The 16,166-nt window shown below is 71.4% G+C and carries 14 protein-coding genes and 1 pseudogene; 4 read left to right on the top strand and 11 right to left on the bottom strand.

Annotation, left to right across the window (positions count from 1 at the left end; genetic code table 11):
* Positions 1 to 7: 7 nt before the first annotated feature.
* A complete protein-coding gene (locus tag IG02_RS0130830; RefSeq protein WP_030755268.1) occupies positions 8 to 3,316 on the bottom strand; it encodes a right-handed parallel beta-helix repeat-containing protein in 3,309 nt (1,102 codons plus the stop codon).
* Positions 3,317 to 3,715: 399 nt separating this feature from the next.
* Here IG02_RS0130830 and IG02_RS0130825 point away from each other — a divergent pair, with 399 nt between their 5' ends.
* Complete coding sequence (locus IG02_RS0130825; protein WP_078854966.1) at positions 3,716 to 4,924, top strand: S8 family serine peptidase; 1,209 nt, start codon at positions 3,716 to 3,718, stop codon at positions 4,922 to 4,924.
* Positions 4,925 to 5,222: 298 nt separating this feature from the next.
* Positions 5,223 to 5,552 (top strand): hypothetical protein, encoded by a 330-nt coding sequence (locus IG02_RS0130820; RefSeq protein ID WP_037804766.1) that lies wholly within the window; start codon positions 5,223 to 5,225, stop codon positions 5,550 to 5,552.
* A gap of 674 nt (positions 5,553 to 6,226) precedes the next feature.
* Here the strand turns inward: IG02_RS0130820 and IG02_RS0130810 are convergent.
* The 6 genes and pseudogenes from IG02_RS0130810 to IG02_RS0130785 all read right to left on the bottom strand — a co-directional run bounded on the left by IG02_RS0130810 (position 6,227) and on the right by IG02_RS0130785 (position 9,682).
* A complete protein-coding gene (locus IG02_RS0130810) occupies positions 6,227 to 6,415 on the bottom strand; it encodes a hypothetical protein (RefSeq protein ID WP_234314974.1) in 189 nt (62 codons plus the stop codon).
* 444 nt (positions 6,416 to 6,859) lie between these two features.
* Positions 6,860 to 7,708, bottom strand: a complete 849-nt coding sequence (locus IG02_RS0130805; protein WP_030755255.1) for a helix-turn-helix domain-containing protein — start codon at positions 7,706 to 7,708, stop codon at positions 6,860 to 6,862.
* A gap of 6 nt (positions 7,709 to 7,714) precedes the next feature.
* Positions 7,715 to 8,227 (bottom strand): DUF6879 family protein, encoded by a 513-nt coding sequence (locus IG02_RS0130800; protein WP_030755252.1) that lies wholly within the window; start codon positions 8,225 to 8,227, stop codon positions 7,715 to 7,717.
* Positions 8,208 to 8,473: pseudogene (locus IG02_RS37100) on the bottom strand (hypothetical protein). Before IG02_RS37100 ends, IG02_RS0130800 begins: the two are co-directional and overlap by 20 nt.
* A gap of 86 nt (positions 8,474 to 8,559) precedes the next feature.
* The gene (locus IG02_RS0130790) at positions 8,560 to 8,796 is read right to left on the bottom strand and encodes a DUF397 domain-containing protein (protein ID WP_030755249.1); all 237 of its coding nucleotides are present in this window, start codon (positions 8,794 to 8,796) and stop codon (positions 8,560 to 8,562) included.
* On the bottom strand, positions 8,789 to 9,682 hold the full coding sequence (locus IG02_RS0130785; RefSeq protein WP_030755246.1) for a helix-turn-helix domain-containing protein: 894 nt from the start codon (positions 9,680 to 9,682) through the stop codon (positions 8,789 to 8,791). Before IG02_RS0130785 ends, IG02_RS0130790 begins: the two co-directional genes overlap by 8 nt.
* A gap of 203 nt (positions 9,683 to 9,885) precedes the next feature.
* Between IG02_RS0130785 and IG02_RS0130780 the strand changes: the two genes are divergently transcribed.
* Positions 9,886 to 10,293 carry an ATP-binding protein gene (locus IG02_RS0130780; protein ID WP_158712399.1) on the top strand — a complete coding sequence of 136 codons (408 nt, stop codon included), beginning with the start codon at positions 9,886 to 9,888 and terminating at the stop codon, positions 10,291 to 10,293.
* A 255-nt stretch (positions 10,294 to 10,548) separates the two neighbouring features.
* Here IG02_RS0130780 and IG02_RS0130775 read toward each other — a convergent pair whose 3' ends face one another.
* Entirely contained in the window at positions 10,549 to 11,238 is a 690-nt protein-coding gene (locus tag IG02_RS0130775) for a restriction endonuclease (RefSeq protein WP_030755239.1), read from the bottom strand.
* A 456-nt stretch (positions 11,239 to 11,694) separates the two neighbouring features.
* Between IG02_RS0130775 and IG02_RS0130770 the strand changes: the two genes are divergently transcribed.
* Entirely contained in the window at positions 11,695 to 13,398 is a 1,704-nt protein-coding gene (locus IG02_RS0130770) for a fibronectin type III domain-containing protein (protein ID WP_030755236.1), read from the top strand.
* Positions 13,399 to 13,558: 160 nt separating this feature from the next.
* Here the strand turns inward: IG02_RS0130770 and IG02_RS0130765 are convergent, their stop codons facing one another.
* From IG02_RS0130765 to IG02_RS0130755, 3 genes are read right to left on the bottom strand one after another with little or no spacing between them, the layout of a single operon-like run.
* Entirely contained in the window at positions 13,559 to 14,773 is a 1,215-nt protein-coding gene (locus IG02_RS0130765) for a methyltransferase domain-containing protein (RefSeq protein ID WP_030755232.1), read from the bottom strand.
* Entirely contained in the window at positions 14,770 to 14,961 is a 192-nt protein-coding gene (locus IG02_RS37095; protein ID WP_037804763.1) for a hypothetical protein, read from the bottom strand. Before IG02_RS37095 ends, IG02_RS0130765 begins: the two co-directional genes overlap by 4 nt.
* A gap of 51 nt (positions 14,962 to 15,012) precedes the next feature.
* Complete coding sequence (locus tag IG02_RS0130755) at positions 15,013 to 16,080, bottom strand: helix-turn-helix transcriptional regulator (RefSeq protein WP_030755230.1); 1,068 nt, start codon at positions 16,078 to 16,080, stop codon at positions 15,013 to 15,015.
* Positions 16,081 to 16,166: the final 86 nt, after the last annotated feature.

Below are 16,166 nucleotides of genomic sequence, written 5' to 3'. Positions count from 1 at the left end.
CCGCTCGTCAGTGGCGCAGGGCCGCGGCCTCCGGGGGCAGGTCCTCCGGGAGCAGCAGGCGCAGGTCGTCCAGGCCCGGCGCGGACATCGCGCCGATCCGGCCCGCCTGGCGGGTCATCATGCCCTCCAGGATCTGGCGGGCCGTACGCGCGTTGCCGAAGGCGTGGTCGCGCGGCAGGGAGTCCAGGTAGCCGCGCAGCGCCGTCATCGCCTCCGGGGAGCAGTCGTAGCCGTAGCCGGTGGCCTGCTTGGACAGGATCTCCAGCAGGTCGTCCGTGGAGTAGTTCTCGAACTCCACCGTCCGCGAGAACCGCGAGGCCAGACCCGGGTTGGAGTCGAGGAAGCGGCGCATCTCGCGCGTGTAGCCGGCGGCGATGACGACGACCTCGTCGCGGTGGTCCTCCATCAGCTTCAGCAGCGTGTCGACGGCCTCCCGGCCGAAGTCGGAAGTCGCGCCCTCCGGGGTGAGCGTGTACGCCTCGTCGACGAACAGCACACCGCCCATGGCGCGCTCGAACGCCTCCTTGGTGAGCTGCGCGGTGTGACCCACGTAGCGGCCCACCAGGTCGGCGCGGGCGACCTCGACCAGCTGGCCCTTGGGCAGGACGCCGAGGGAGCGCAGCAGGTCCGCGTAGAGGCGCGCGATCGTGGTCTTACCCGTACCGGGCGGCCCGGAGAAGATGAGGTGGTTGCTGATCCTCGGGGTGGGCAGCCCGGCGGCCTTGCGCTGTTTGGCCGCGGTGAGCAGGTTGACCAGGGCGGTCACCTCGTTCTTGACCGCGGTGAGGCCGATCATGGCGTGCAGCTCGGCCAGCAGTTCCTCGGAGCCGGGGCCGTCGTCCGCCGGTGTGCCGGCGTCCGCCCCCACGTCCTCGGGCAGCAGGAGGGTGAGATCGCTCTCCGCCGGGTTCGTCATGGAGGCGAGCCGGGACGCCTGCCGGTCCACCATCTCCTCGAACACCCGGCGGGCCGCCCGGCCGTTGCCGAACGTGGCGTCGCGCGGCATGCGCTCGTAGTGCCGGGCGAGGGCGTCCAGGGTCCGCGGGTCGAGCTCGTATCGGTGCCCCGCGCACATGTTCTCGGTGATCGTCACCAGCTCGTCGACCGAGTAGTTGGCGAACTCGATGGTGCGCGTGAAACGGGAGGCCAGGCCCGGGTTGGAGGAAAGGAAGGTGTCCATCTCGCCGGTGTAGCCGGCGGCGATGACGGCCACGTCGTCGCGGTGGTCCTCCATCAGCTTCAGCAGTGTGTCGACGGCCTCCCGGCCGAAGTCGGCGCCGGAGCCCTTGCTGTCCGAGAGCAGCGTGTACGCCTCGTCGATGAACAGCACGCCGCCGAGCGCCTCGTTGAACGCCTCGGTCGTCTTGATGGCCGTACCACCGATGACCTGCGCGACCAGGTCGGCCCGGGAGACCTCCACCAGGTGCCCGGAGCGCAGCACGCCCAGATTGGCCAGGATGCCTCCGTACAGCCGGGCCACCGTGGTCTTACCGGTGCCGGGCGGGCCGGAGAAGACCAGGTGGCGGCTCATCTGGGGGACGGGCATGCCCAGTTGGGCGCGGCGCTGGTTGAGCTGGTTGAGGTTGACGAGGGTCCGCACCTGGCTCTTGACCTCGGCGAGGCCGACCAGCGCCTCCAGCTCCTCCAGCGGGCCCTCGGGCTCCTTGGACGAGTCACCGGCCTTGCCGTTCGCGGCGTCCAGCGGCAGGGTGTCGCCCCACGCGTCCTCGGCCACGTTGCCGGCGCTGTTCAGGTCCTCCACCGTGAGCCGTTCGTTGACCCTCGTCTGCTTCAGGCCCGCGCCGCGGTTGTCGCGGACGGTGCAGCCGGTGACGGTGACGGGCTCGGCGGTGTCGATCCGGATGCCGTCGCCGACGCTGCCGATGACCTGGGAGGAGGTGAGAGTGGCGCGGGAGCCGTTGGCGAGCAGGATCCCGTGGGCGCCGCAGTCGGTGATGTGGGCGCGCAGGACGGAGAGTTCGCCGCCGTTGTCCACCGTGATGCCACCGGCCGCGGCGGACTCGATCCGGCAGTCCCGCAGGGTGCCGCGTCCCTCCGAGCCGACGGAGACGGTGGCGTCGGTCGCCGCCCGCATGACCGTGTCGCGGATGTCGGGGTTGCCGCCCGAGGCGATCCGTACCGCGGCGCCGCCCGCCCGGTCGATCTCGCAGTGCTCCAGCCGGCCGCGCCCGTCCTCGATCACCTCGACGCCGTGGCCGCCCGGCGAGGTGATCCGGGCGCGGCGCAGCAGCGGGTTGGCGCCGGTGCGTATCCGGATGCCGGTGCCGGCCGCGTCCGTGACCAGCAGGTCGTCGAACTCCGCGGACGACTCCTCCTCCAGCAGCACGGCACCGTTCGCGTCCGCGCAGTCGCGCACCGCGCAGCCGGTCAGGGTGGGCGCGCTGGAGTTGATCACCCGGATCGCGGGCGCGGCGGCGGTGTCGAACTCGCAGTCCTGGAAGGTGCCCCGGGAGCGTTCGGTGACGGCGAGGCCGCTGCCCTTGGTGCGTGAGGTACGGCAGTTCAGGAACTCGGGGTCGGCGCTCGCGGCCAGCATGATGCCGGGGCCCGAGGTGTCGGTGACGGTGACGTGTTCCAGGACCGGGCGGGCGGTGCTGGTGATGTAGACGCCGACGGAGGTGTCGTGCACCGAGGTGCGCACGACCCGGGTGCCGCTGGTTCCCTCCAGGGCGATGGACGGCTTGTCCGTACCGGAGATGTCGCAGTCCTCCACCAGGCCCTGCGCCTCGTCGGAGGTCAGCACGCCGTTGGCGCGGGCGTCGCGGATCCGGCAGTCCTTCACGGTCGAGCGGGCCTCCGCGCCGATGACGACGCCGGAGGTGCCGAGGTTCTCGATGAGGCAGCCGGCGATGACGCTGCCCGTGGGCGCGGAGTCCACGACGCCGGCGCCCTTCGGGTTGCTGACCCGGCAGTCGCGCATGGCCACCGAGCCCGACTCGCGGGCCAGGACGGCCGTCCAGCCGGAGCCGATGACCGTACAGCCGTCCATCGCGACCTGGCCGCGCGGCGCGTCGACCACCGGCAGGTCCTCGCTCCCGCCGCGCAGGGTCAGGTCGGTGAGCATGACGGCGTCGGCGACGAGGACGACGGCGGTGCCCCGGCGCGGGCAGATCTCGACGCTGCCCGGCTCGCCGTCGGCGACGATGGTGACCCGGGTCCTGACCGTGAGGTTCTCCGGGTAGCGGCCGGGGTGGACCCGGATCACCGCACCCGTGCGTGCCTTGTCCAGGGCATCACCGATCGTCCGGAAGCTGTCCGGTTGTTCCGACCCGACCCTGAGCAACTGCCGTGACACGCTCGATCCTCCTCGTTGTGGTGCCGCCGCCGCGTGCCTCTCCCACCCAGGGGGCCGGCAGGGGACTGGTTCGCGTCCGGGTACGTACGGCTGTGCGCACGCGGTGAAGGCTACGGGACCGGTGCGGCGATGTTCCAGGAGGGACGGACGAGTTCGGACGAGTTCGGATGAGATCTGATGAGATCGGACGTGTGCGGATCAGTACACGATGAGTCCACGACGAGGTCACAGGGGCCGGCGGGCGGCGGGGCGCCGGGGCGGTGTGCCGGACGGTGCGCCCGGACGGTGTGCCGTACGCCACCGTACGCCAGGCCGGTGGTCGCTCGCGCGCCTCTCGTACGTTCCCTCGCCGACCGCGGCCACGTCCCGCTCGACGCGCCGTCAGGCGCGGCGCCTATCATGCGCGCCATGCCCCGTGCCCGAGTTCGCTCCCGCCGCCGCCCCTGGGCCTCGGCTGTGGCCGCCACCCTGCTGATGACCGTGATCCCCACCGCGCTGGGCGCCGTCGGGGCCCTGCCTGTCGCCTCCGCCGCGGCCGACTCCGTGGGACTGCCCGTCGTGACCTCCGTCCTGGCGGAGGACGACAGTTGCGTCTCGGTGTCCAGCGAGAAGGCCAAGGCCGAGCCCTGGACCCTGGGGGCTCTGGGCGCGAACCGCTCCCGGCCGCTCTCCCAGGGCGCCGGGACCACGGTCGCCGTCGTGGACACGGGAGTCGCCGAGCAGGCGCCCGCGCTGTCGGGGCGGGTGACCGCGCTCGGGGCGGCCGGCGAGGACTGCGTCGGGCACGGCACCTTCGCGGCCGGCCTGATCGCGGCGCGGCCCGGCGACGACGGGGGCCCGGCGGGACTGGCGCCGCAGGCCCGGATCCTGGCCGTACGGGGCACGGACGAGCGCGGCGGGACCACGGCCGGCCAGGTCGCCGACGCGATACGCCAGGCGGCGGACGAGGGCGTCTCCGTCATCTACGTCGCCGTCGCCCTGGACAGCGGCAAGTCGCAGCTGACGGACGCGGTCGAGTACGCGAGCGACAAGGACGCGCTGGTGGTGGCCCCCGTGGCGCCGGACGCGCTGCCGAGGAACACGGAGCCGGCGCCCTGGTACTGGCCGGCGGCGGCGCCGGGCGTGCTGGCGGTGATGGACTACGGCCCGGACGGCGGGCGGCCGACCAACGCGCCGCTGGTGAGCGGCGCGGACCTGGCGGCGCCCGGTGACGCGGTGGTGAGCATCGGTCCCAAGGGCTCGGGCCACTTCATCGGCTCGGGCTCCTCGTTCGCCGCCGCGCACGTCGCGGGGGCGGCGGCGCAGGTACGGGCCCGCTACCCGGAGTTGAAGGCCGCCGAGGTCTCGCGCAGGCTGACGGAGGCGGCGTACCCGGCGTCGCCGCCCCGGCTCGACCCGTACGCCGCGCTGACGGCCGTACTGACCGACGCCAGGGGCGCGACACCTCAGCCGGAGAGGGCGGTGGTCCCGCCCCCGCCCGCGACGGAGCCGCGCACGCGCGCTCTGGTGGTGGCGGCCGTGGGCGGCGGGCTGGTGCTGCTGGTGGCCGCGGGCGCGGTGGTGATCCCGCGCGGCCGGGCCCGGAACTGGCGCCCGGCGGGCAGCTGACGGGGGCTGACGGGGGCTGTCGGGGGCGGCGGGCCCGGGGCGGGGCCAGACCCATGCAGGGCGGGCCGCGGCTCACGCCGGGGTGACGTGTGGAGGCCCCGGGGGCGGGCCCTGGGGCGGTTCCGGAGCCGGGGCGGCGGGCAAGGGGCTTCGGGTGCGTCCGGTGTGGGCAGGTGCTCTCAACGCAACACCGGACGCAAGAGAACCGAGCCGCAGAGTCCGCCGTTGCGGGTGGACTTGGACGCGGGCATCGTGTGTGTCAGACGAACGGATGACAGGCCCGGCGAAGGAAGGTCCCATGGCTGAGGTGGTGCCGTATCTGGTCGCGACCGGTTGCCTGGCCGTGGTCGTCGGTTTCCTCACCTGGTTGAAAGGCGTCATCCGTCGCCGCGGGCTCGCGGGTGCGGCCCTCCAGGGGGCCTTGGCTTCCTACGAGGAGGCCATGCGTATCACCTCGCACGACTCCCACCACGAGATCCGGGCGCAGGTGGACCGCCGGGCGCCGATCGCCTCCCCCGACGATCCGCGGTGGACCGGTCGCGAGAGGGCGGGCTACGGTGCGAGGCCACAGCGATCGGCACGACGCCGGCGTACGCGGCTGTGGCGCCGTCTGCGGCGCGAGGGCTAGCCGCGTCAGGCAACGTTCGCCCTGTCGACCACAGCTCGTAAGGTCCTTGCCTAGCCCTCAGCCGCGTTCCCTTCACTTCTGACCGGCGGCGTCGGCCCAGGCGGAAAGGTCGAGATCCGGGTACCGCAGAGACATGCCGGCCAGCGTCTGCGGAGTCCAGTACGGGTGGCCCGGCGGCGGAACCCGAACACCTGCGACTGGCGAGGGCCGGCACGGGAGACGAACCGGTACCACTCCTTCTCCACCGCCGCATACGCCCAGCCACGTCACTGGCCCCAGGTCACGGCGGCAGGACGGTAGTCCGTGTGGATGTTCTGGTCGTAGTCGCTCGCCCCGGCGAACTTCGCCCAGGCCACGGCCTCGTAGATCTGGATCGACTCCTCACCGAGCAGGGCCTCGGCCAGGTCAGGATCCGCGGGTGCACGGCCATCAGGCTGATCTCGGTACTGGCGAACGGGAAGTGGTCGATGCCGGCGAACTGGTCGCCGAAGAACCGCTCCCGGCGCGGATCGGTCCCGTCGTGGCGGCCACGGGCGACGGGCGTATGGCCCTGGGGCGTCCGGTGTGGCGGGTGCTCTCTTACGCATCGCCGGACACAAGAGTGGTGAGGCACAGGGCCCCGTCCGCTCACAGAGCAGTGCGCGGACGGGGGCGATTCTTCAGGCAGGGGTGGGTTACTCGTCGCCGTCCCCGCCGCTGGGCTGTGGGTCTCGGGGGGCTTCGGGCGGCATGGGACCACCGTCGTGCTTCCCGCCGTCCATCTGCATGTCGGACGGGTACCGGAATGGGATGCCGCGCCAGCCGTCGGCGTCCGGGGTGCGCGACGCGTAGTGGTCAACGCGCTCGGGGTGGGCAATGCTCACGTACGTTCTCCTTTCTGGTCCGGTCACCAGGGGGCGGCCGGACCGTGGGGCATTCCACCCGGTGACGTGCACATGCTTCGGTTTCCCGCCCCTGCCGCGCAGTGACAGAGAAGGTGCTCGTGTCGAATCTGTCGATATCGGCTCGGTTGGTCACTCCGGAGACCGTCCTGTGTGCGGGTGATGACGGAGTTCCACATTCAGGTCCGAGACCATCGACCAGTCTCCCCGGGCCCTCCCGTCCTTTCGTTGCTTCGCCAGAGCCGCACACACTCCGCAACGAGGAACGGGCTTCGGCTCCTCGTCCGTTCTCAACGGGAGTTCTACGGGCGGCATCGCGTATCTCGTGGGCTCGCTCATTGTGTCCCCTAGCGTTATCCGGGTGACGACCACGTTAGGGAGGGAGCACAGCCGGCTCACAGTCGATTGCACGCGATTGCGCACGGACTACGAGTGCGAGAGAAGAGCCCTCGTGATCAGCGAGTGGGCCTTGACGCCATAGACCGCCGCGTCGGCCAGTTCGGTGAACGTTTGTGCGTACATGGCTACTTCGCTCGGCTGGGTGATGGTCAGGTAACCGGAGACGAGTTCCACGTTGACTTGAGCGGTATCGAAAATCCAGAAACCTTCCACCGGCATCCGTGCCCGGCCGAGGCAGGCGGGGATCACGCCGACGCTGACATTCGGCAGCGCCGCGACGGTCAGCAGGTGTTCAAGCTGCTCAGCCTGTGTACCGGCGTTGCCGATCCCGTTGTGCAACACCGACTCTTCGATCAGAAACGCGAATCGTCGTTGCCCGTCGTACATCAGCCTCTTACGTTCCATGCGCGCTGCCACGGCGCTCGCCACGTCATCGACCCGCACCCGCCTCCGTTGGACCGCGCGCAGCACGTCTTCCGTGTACCCGTAAGTCTGGGCCAGCCCCGGAACCAGGCCTGGCGAGTAGGACCGGAACCAGCGGGTGCGCTCGTACAGCGGCAACCGGGCTTCCTGGGCGCGCCGCAGCCCCGTACGTTCCATCCGCTGCCACGGCACCCACATGCCTTCAACGGCCCGCAGAGAAGCGATCAGGTCCTCTGCGTGTTCCTCGGCGCCGCAGGCCCGGCACCATGCGCGAATGTCATCGGCGGACGGCGACGTCTTCGCGGTGGAGATGCGGGACACCTTGGAAGGGTGCCAGCCGCATGCCTCGGCGAGAGCTTTACCGTCCAGGCCGGCATCCCTGTACAACTCCCGTAGGCGGCCGGCGAGCGCTTGCCGGGCCTGCTGGACGCTTGACGAACGTGAGACGGCCATGGTGAGTCAGACCGGTTTGAACGCCTCGTGGGGAGTGGCCCGTTCCCACACCGCTTCGAAAGCCGTGCTGGCCAGGGCCACTACGGCAGGTTCCGTACGCCATTCCCGGTCAACTACCTCGCCGATCCCGGAGAAATAGGTGAACAGTACCGATGAGCCATCAAACATCCACAGGTCAGTTCCCGGGAGGGGAATATCGGCCGCATTGCGCCTGGGCAACCAGCGAACGAGTTCCCCTGCTGCCACGTTGGGGAACGTCACGTCGTACTCATACTTGATGTACTCGGTCACCGGCTCCGAAACGATCCGCGCCCGGCGCATCTCGACGCCGCGGCCCGTTGTCTCAACCACCACGTCGAGGAATGGACGCCACCATGACGACCGGTCGTCGGGGTCAAGTCGCTTGCCCTGCTGCCATGCTATGAAATCCGGATCCCTGGGCTGGTAGGCGTCGCGCATCTCCAAGTGCACGGCGGAGCGACGTGCTCTGGCCAGCCCTTCAAGCACGGGGTTCGTCATGGCTGAACTCACTGTCGTGACGGGGGAGGAATTGGCGCATCACCTTCGGCAGCCGAATGACTGTTTCGTGATCCGGGATGTCCGTGGAGTGCCCGGGAATCGAGCCGATCTCCTGGCATGCATTCACCTCCTCTTTGGTCGCTTTGTAGGACTGGATCAGCAGATCGCCCGACTCCTCGTCGATCCAGATCGTCGGTGAGTCGGTGTCAGGGTGTTCGGGATGATCCCGAGAAAGCGTAAGCGCATGGCCTCTCCTGAGCGGATGCACGCGTACTTCGATCGCACGGCTATCGGTTCCATGACGGGGTTCTGTGAAGAGCTGGGGATTCGTCCTACGGGCCGGGCACGAGGCCCGGTTGGTTGGCCTGGACGCCGCCGCAGAACGCCGTGTATTCGGCGTCCGTCAGCCAGATCCTGTCGCCCGGGTTCTTGGAATCCCGAAGGACCCAGCCACCGTCGAGTCTGGCGACCTCCAGGCAGTCGCTGCCGCTTCCGTTGCCGGAGAGTGCCGACTTGGTCCATGCGGTGTCGGGAACCATCTGGTTCTTCAAGGTGCTCTTGTCAGCCACGGGACAGCTCTTTCCTGATCGCGGTCATCTTGTCGAGCGATTCTTCCGGCGAGAGTGCGGATCTCCGCAAGCGATCGAATGACTGGCGGAACTCGCGGACCTCACGAGCTTCCCGAGGCGCTTTCCTGAAGGTCATGCCCGTCATCGAGTCCACCGCCGCGATCGGCTTCTCGTCCTCGCCGAACGCGAGGAGGTGGAACATGTACACGGGCGGCGCGCTCGCGGTGTAGGGCACGACGCGCATCACGACGTCGCGCTCGGAGGCGTCCGCCAAGAGTGAGTCGATCTGCCGCACCATCACATCGGCGCCGCCGACGCGTTGCCACAGAGCACCTTCGCTGAACAGTGCTTCGACCGTCGGCCGCGGATCCTTGTCGAGGATGGAACGCCGCATGGCGCGTAGCTCCACGGATCGTTCCACCGCGTGTTCCGTGAGGACGGATCCGGCCTGTGTGCGTGTGAGGGCGTGTGCGTATTCGGCGGTCTGCAAAAGCCCGGGGAGTGTCTGTCCGCTGCATGTCGAGATGGTGCGTGCCGCGTCTTCGTATGCCACGAACTGAATGAGCGACTCGGGAAACTCGCCATCGAAGTCGGTCCACCATGCCTCGGCGATGGACATGCCCTGGTCGCGCATCGCGCTCAGCCGTGCTCGCGTCTCCGCGTCAACGTTCAGTACGCGCAGAAGGGTGCGCCACTCATCCGCCTCGGGCCAGGCGAGACCGCGCTCCAGGCGGGACACGCGGTCGATGGAGCGACGTCCGAACGCGGCGGCTACGTCTGATTGCTTGATCCTTGCGCCGCCATTCGTCCGGGCTGCGAGCCGCGCCCGCTTGAGGGCTTCGCCGAAGCGTTGCCTGGCGAACATCGCGGCGGTGCTGACGGCCACGAGTCCCCTCCTTCGATGCTCGTACGGCCACTGCGCAGAGTAGCGCGAAGCTCCCGGAGGGTGGCACGTCCGGGTGTAATCCGGGGAGCTGAGTTGCGATCGCGGGTGCGATCGCACCATGCTCGCTGTCACGTACCGGAAGTGATGTGTCGCGGTGCGTGTTCACTGGCGTGGTCGCTCGGCGGCCGGGCATGGGAGGCGTCATGCGCACAGACGGGCAGCACATCCCCGAGGGTGAAACCCTGTTGGCCGAGGCGGTCTTCGCCCGGGAACCGCGGTCCGTACGGAGTGCCCGGCGCTGGGCGAGAGAGGTCTACGCCGGGCAGGGGGCCGACCCCGGACTGTGCGACGCGTGCGAGCTGCTGGTGGGCGAGGTGGCGGCCAACGCCGTGGTGCACGCGGTCGGCGACGCGTTCCGGGTACGGGTGCTGGGCTCGCTGACCGTCGAGGTGTGGGACGAGGCGTACGTCGTGCCCCGGCGGCGCGTGGCGGCGCCGGACAGCGAGAGCGGGCGGAGGCTGGAGCTCGTGCACGCACTCGCCGACGGGTACCAGGTGCGCTTCGGGCGGTACGGCAAAGCCGTCTGCTTCCGTCCCACGGGGGCGTGGTGAGCGTGCCGGACGTCGCGGGCGCCGGGCGGGCCGTCCCGGGGACCGGGGCCGAGTGGGTCGACTGCGCGCCCGCCGCCCTGCTCGCCGCCGCCGTTCTCGTCGGCCTGGTCTCCCTGGCCCTCGGCGCTCATCTCGGCGCCGGGGCCGCGCCGCGTGCCGGCGAGGGCTCGGCCACCGGGCCCTCGTTGGCGCGGCCCGTCGTACGGCGTCGATCATGCGTGTCGGTGACCGGCCTGCCCGGAGCGGGCCGGCCGGTCAGGACAGGGCGGTGGGGTTGCGGGGTGGCGGCAGGCGGTCCAGGATCTCCCACAACGGCCGGGAACCCGCCGCCCATTCGCCCAGCAGGTGCCGGTCGACCAGGTGCAGGCGCTGGGACTTCGCGTACGGCGGGCACTTCGCGCTGAAGCGGCCGTTCGTGACGAGGACGATGACGTCGCCGCCGTGCAGCTGGCGGCCCGTGCCGTTGAGGACGTGCAGGTCCGGCGTGCCGACCGCGGCCCCGGACCAGCCGGCCCTGCGGTGTTTGCACTGGATGACCCAGCGCCGGCCCATCGGGTCGGTGGCCTTCACGTCCGCGCCGTTGTCGCCGCGCCCGCCGACCTGGACCGCGTCGTGGCAGCCGTCCCGCCGCATCAGGTCCCGTACCGCGTACTCGAACTCCGTGTGGTGCAGGGCGTCGAGCTGGGACAGCTGGTAACGCAGCCCCCGCTCCCTCACCCGCTCCCACTGGGCGCGCTGCCCGCGCCAGTGCGCCCAGGCGGCCCCGGCCCCGCCGGCCACCACGGCCAGGACCACCAGCACCCACCAGTGCGCCACCAGCCATTGGAGCGCCGCCACGGCGACGTACACCCCGGCCGCCGCGACGACCAGCAGGCCGATGCCCTCGACCTGAGCGGTCTGCCTGCCCCGTCCTCGCCCCCGTCGCCGGACCGGCCCCCGCCGCACCGGCCCCCGTCGCACCGGCCCCCGTCGCACCGGCCCCCGTCGCCGCGTCGCGGGAGCGCGCCGCCGCGCGGGCGGTCTGCGCCCGGTCACCGTTGTGCTCCGGCGCGCTGCCGGCCGGTCCACGTCCACTCCTCGTTCCGCATGGCTCCCCCTCCGCTCCGACGCGGCGCTCCCCACGCCGGGCCAATATCCAAGCACCCGACGGAAGCCGTGTGTGACCGTTCGGGCTCACTGCGTTACTGGTGTGGCGGATGAGGTGGTCGTCGCCCTTCCCGTACGGCCTGAGCGGCACCTCTTGTGTCCCTGAGCGCGTTGGCGGCCCGCTGCGACGCGAAAGCGCGGTGGTGGCGCCCCGGGCGCCGGCGGACGAAGGCCCGTACAACCAAAGCGCGTTCGGACGAGTCGTGATCACGTGCGGCTGTCCGAGGCCGCCCGGAATCCCGACCAGAGGACCGAATGAACCCAGCCAGACGCACGACCGCGGCCGCCGCCACGCTCGCCACCGCCGGTGGCCTGCTCACCGTGGCCACGCCGGCCTCGGCCGCTGTCAGTTGCCCCTCGCCGGTCTACAAAAGGCAGCTGTTCGCGAACACCGCCTTCTCCGGCACCCCGAAGAAGACGGACTGCGACAGCGCGATCAACGAGAAGTGGGGCACCGGCGCCCCCGCCTCCGGCCTGCCGAAGGACAACTTCGGTGTCCGCTGGTCGGTCACCCGTGACTTCGGTTCCGGCGGCCCCTTCGCCCTGCCGGTCACCGCGCAGGACGGAATCCGGGTGTACCTCGACGGCGCCCGCAAGGTCGACCTCTGGAAGAACGTCTCCACCACCCAGAAGAAGACCGTCAACGTGACCGTCCCGCCGGGGCGGCACAGCCTGCGCGTCGACTTCGTCAACTGGACCGGGAAGGCGGAGGTGAGCTTCTCCTACGCGCCCCGCACCTCGGCGACCGTCGACAAGGTCAAGCCGCTCACGCCGACGGGCGCGTCGACGACGTACGACAGGACCACGGGCAGGACCAGGATGACGTGGGCGAAGAACAAGGAGATGGACCTCGCCGGCTACCGCGTCTACCGCCGTCTGAAGGGCGCCTCCTACGGCACCAAGCCCCTGGCGACGACCACGTCGACGTCCTACACCGACAGCGCGGTGCCCGCGACGGGCGACATCTACTACTACGAGGTCCGTGCCTACGACAAGGCCGGCCACGAATCGGCCGGCACCGCCGACCAGGCCGTCACCACCGTGGACCGCACGGCGCCCGCCGCACCCACCGGGCTGACCGCCGCCGAGGGGACGGGCGGACTGCGGATCGGCTGGGGAGCGGTCACGGGGGCGGCCTCGTACCGCGTGTACCGGGCGGCGACGGCGGACGGCGCGTTCGCCAGGATCGGCACCGCGAACCAGGCCTCGTACCAGGACCCCTCCGCGGCCCACGGCGTCACCTACTACTACCGTGTCACCGCGCTCGACAAGGCGGGCAACGAGTCCGGGCGGTCCGCCGCCGTCAAGGGCACGGGCAGGGACCTCACCCCGCCGCCGCCCGTCACGGGGCTGACCGTCACCCCGACCGAGTACGGCTTCGCCCTGCGGTGGGACGCGAATCCGGCCGCCGACCTCGCGCGGTACACCGTGTACAAGGGCGAGCTGCTCGGCGACGAGGAGGAGCAGCGCTGTATGGGCAGAGAGGTGGAGTACCTGTGGGCCGACACCACCTCGTACGCGTACACCACCCTCCCCGACGGTGACGACGCCTGCTTCTTCATCGACGCCGTCGACGCGGCCTGGAACTCCTCCCTCAAGTGGACCGGGACGGCCGAGGCGGTGACCGCGACCGAACTCGACATGACCCCGAGCGTGCCGACGCCCGAAGGCTCGCCGCTGCGCGTCACCGTGGACCCGGCCGAGGGCGACGAGGGGAACCAAGTGTGGTGGAACGGCCTCGGCGAGTCCTCCCCGGAGGCCGCGGGCGGCTACCGCGTCTACCGCTGGAACCGCGCGGCCGCCGCGTACGAGAAGATCGCCGACCTGGGCAGCGGCGCCTTCTCCTACTTCGACACCCGCGCGAAGCGGGGCACCACGTCCTACTACTGGGTGACGGCGGTGGCCGCGGACGGCACCGAGTCCCGGCCGGCGGGCGACTGGACGGTCACCGCGCCGTGAACGAGGCGGGGGACACCTGAACGTCGCGCACCAGGGGGCCGGGTGGCGGATGAACGCCCGGCCCCTCGCCATGTCGGCGGCGGGGGCCGACGGGGGCGGTCCGGGGCCGGACCGCCCCCGTCGGGCGTGTCGCCCGTTCCGGCGGACGGCGCGGCGCCACTCAGTCCCCGGGCGTGACCACGTTCGCGGGGTCGTCCAGCCAGATCCGCTCCCCCCGCGCGGTGACCGTCAGCCCGAACCGATCGTGACTCGGCTCCCCTTCCCCCGCCCACCAGCGGTACGCGGCTTCCACCTCGTCCCACAGCCGGCGCGGGCCGGACTGGTGCACCGCGCTCTCCGGCGAGCCGTCACGGAAGATCACCACCGCCCAGGACGCGTCGGACAGACCGTAGAACCACACCGGCCGCACACCGTCGCGCTTCTCCGCGACGCTGTGCCGGCAATCACGCATCCGTAGCCCCATGGCGAACGTCACGGCCTCGAACGAGGCCTGTGGGAAAGCCGTCTCCGGCAGAGTGGTGGACGACCTGTCACCGCTGCCCGTCACGTCCTCGGGGACGTATGCGGCGTGTCCCCGCCACGCCAGTCGTTGCGTACGCACCTTCATGAACTCCACGAGCCGCGTGAACCGCCCCGACGCCTCCGTCCCGTCCCCCGAGACCGTCAGCCGCGCCACCGCGTCGCCGTGGCCGTAGTGCGTGCCCCAGGGGGCGACGATCACGGCGCCGGGGCGGGTCTGCTCCACCCAGGCGTACGGGATACCGCGCAGGCCCGCCGTGGCCATGATCCGGTCGTACGGGGCGCCTGCCGGGTGTCCGAGCAGGCCGTCCCCCGTGACGACCTCGACCGCCGCGCCGAAAGCACGCAGGCGGTCGCGTGCCGCCGTGGCCACGGCGGGGTCGACCTCCACGGTGGTGACGGCCGGGGCGCCGAGCCGGTGGGCCAGTAGCGCGGCGTTCCAGCCGGTCCCCGTGCCGATCTCCAACACCGTGTGACCGGGCCGCGGATCGAGGTCGCGCAGCATGGCGCAGACGATGCTCGGCATGCTCGCGGAACTGGTGGGAACCCTGCCCGGCGCCATGCCGGTGTGCCGCCCGTCGTCCCACTGGGTGGTGACGGGCACGTTCGCGTCCGCGCTCTCCTGCCAGGCGGCCGGGTCGGTGGTCCTGCTGACCGCGGCGCTGCGTCCCGTGCGCATGTCGTACGGCCAGATCACGTCGGGCAGGAACGCGGATCGGGGCACGGCGTCGAACGCGTCCGACCACTCCGGGGTCATGGCCTGTGACCGGAGGAGAAAGCGGCGCAACTCGGAGCGGGCGAGCCGTTCCCGCGGTTCCCGCGGTTCCTGGGACTCCCGAGCGTGGCGCTCCGTCATCGCTCCTTCCTGTGCGCGCCGTCGCCTGGTGGTGCTTCGCCGTCGGGTTTGGGTTCATCCGTCGGTCCGGGCCACGGTTGGCCGGGCAGCATGTCGTCCTTCTCGGCTTCGTCGCCGGTGGAGTTCGCGTGTGCGTTCACGGTGAAGGTCTCCTCTCGGGCCGTGTCGTAGTCGATTTTGTGGCGCACTTTTTGTGACGGGAAGGATGCGTACGGTGATCGAGGGGTGGTGTAGGAGTGTTACGGGAGCGGGCCGGGGCGCCCGGCCGCGGCGTCGGCGTAGCGGCGGGCCAGGTGGGCGAAGGCGTCCCTGAGCTCGGGCGGGCCGACGACCTCGATGCCGGCGTCGAACCTGCCGACGGCGGCGGCCAGGCCGGTCCATGACCAGGAGCCCAGCACGAGCCGGCAGCGGTCCGGGCCGAGTTCCTCGACGACTCCGTCGTGGACGTGGCGGGAGACGGCGGCGGCGGGCAGGTCGAGGATCACCTCGCCGCGGCACGGCCAGCCGCCGGAGCCGGAGCCGTCGGAGCCCCGGAACCGGCCGGCCACGAAAGCGGCCACGTCGCCTCCGGGCACCTCGCGCGGGGTGAAGCGGGGCCCGGTGGGGGTGCGGGGCGTGATCCGGTCGGCGCGGAAGGTGCGCCAGTCCTCGCGGTCGAGGTCCCAGGCGACCAGGTACCAGCGCCCGCCCCAGGTGACGAGGTGGTGCGGCTGCGCCCGGCGCGGTGGAGCCAGGACGAGGTCGTCGCCGGCCGTCGTCGGTGTCCCCGCCGTCGTGGGGGAGTCCGCCGTCGGCGGGGAGTCCGCCGTCGGCGGGGACACGGGTACGTAGTCGAAGCGCAGCACCTCGCGCGCGTGGACGGCGGCGCTGAGCGCCATGAGCACGGCGCTGTCGACCTGGGGGTCCGGCCGGGCCGTGGGCCGTTCGACGGCGGTGAACCGGAGGGTCTCGATCCGGCGGCGCAGCCGGGCGGGCATCACCTGCCGGACGGTGGTCAGCGCGCGCGCCGCGGCCTCCTCGATGCCCACACCGGTGGTGGTGGCGATCTGGAGCGCGATGGCCAGCGCGACGGCCTGCTCGTCGTCGAACAGCAGCGGTGGCAGCTCGCTGCCCGCGTCGAGCCGGTACCCGCCGTCGGGCCCCTTGAAGGCCACGATGGGGTAGCCCAGCTCGCGCAGGCGGTCGACATCGCGGCGCACGGTGCGCGGGCTGATGTCCAGCCGCTCGGCCAGGAGCGCCCCCGGCCAGTCCCGGCGCGCCTGGAGCAGGGAGAGCAGTGACAGGAGTCGCGCTGATGTCTTCGGCATGCCGTCCATCGTGCCCCCGGGTAGAGGTCACGTCCTGACCTCTACTGCTGCGACGGTGTTCCCGTGGCAACCGACACGAACGACCG

Origin of the sequence: Streptomyces sp. NRRL F-5135 (assembly GCF_000719775.1) — a bacterium.
Classification (GTDB): domain Bacteria; phylum Actinomycetota; class Actinomycetes; order Streptomycetales; family Streptomycetaceae; genus Streptomyces; species Streptomyces hebeiensis.
The sequence above is the reverse complement of the archived record's forward strand: the minus strand, read 5'-3'. Positions and strand labels throughout refer to the sequence as shown.

Bases quoted from the DNA above. Each gene is read 5' to 3' on its own strand.
- IG02_RS0130825 (WP_078854966.1), top strand. From the start codon at position 3,716: ATGCGCGCCATGCCCCGTGCCCGAGTTCGCTCCCGCCGCCGCCCCTGG.
- IG02_RS0130820 (WP_037804766.1), top strand. From the start codon at position 5,223: ATGGCTGAGGTGGTGCCGTATCTGGTCGCGACCGGTTGCCTGGCCGTG.
- IG02_RS0130805 (WP_030755255.1), bottom strand. From the start codon at position 7,708: ATGGCCGTCTCACGTTCGTCAAGCGTCCAGCAGGCCCGGCAAGCGCTC.
- IG02_RS0130800 (WP_030755252.1), bottom strand. From the start codon at position 8,227: ATGACGAACCCCGTGCTTGAAGGGCTGGCCAGAGCACGTCGCTCCGCC.
- IG02_RS0130780 (WP_158712399.1), top strand. From the start codon at position 9,886: ATGCGCACAGACGGGCAGCACATCCCCGAGGGTGAAACCCTGTTGGCC.
- IG02_RS0130770 (WP_030755236.1), top strand. From the start codon at position 11,695: ATGAACCCAGCCAGACGCACGACCGCGGCCGCCGCCACGCTCGCCACC.
- IG02_RS0130765 (WP_030755232.1), bottom strand. From the start codon at position 14,773: ATGACGGAGCGCCACGCTCGGGAGTCCCAGGAACCGCGGGAACCGCGG.
- IG02_RS0130755 (WP_030755230.1), bottom strand. From the start codon at position 16,080: ATGCCGAAGACATCAGCGCGACTCCTGTCACTGCTCTCCCTGCTCCAG.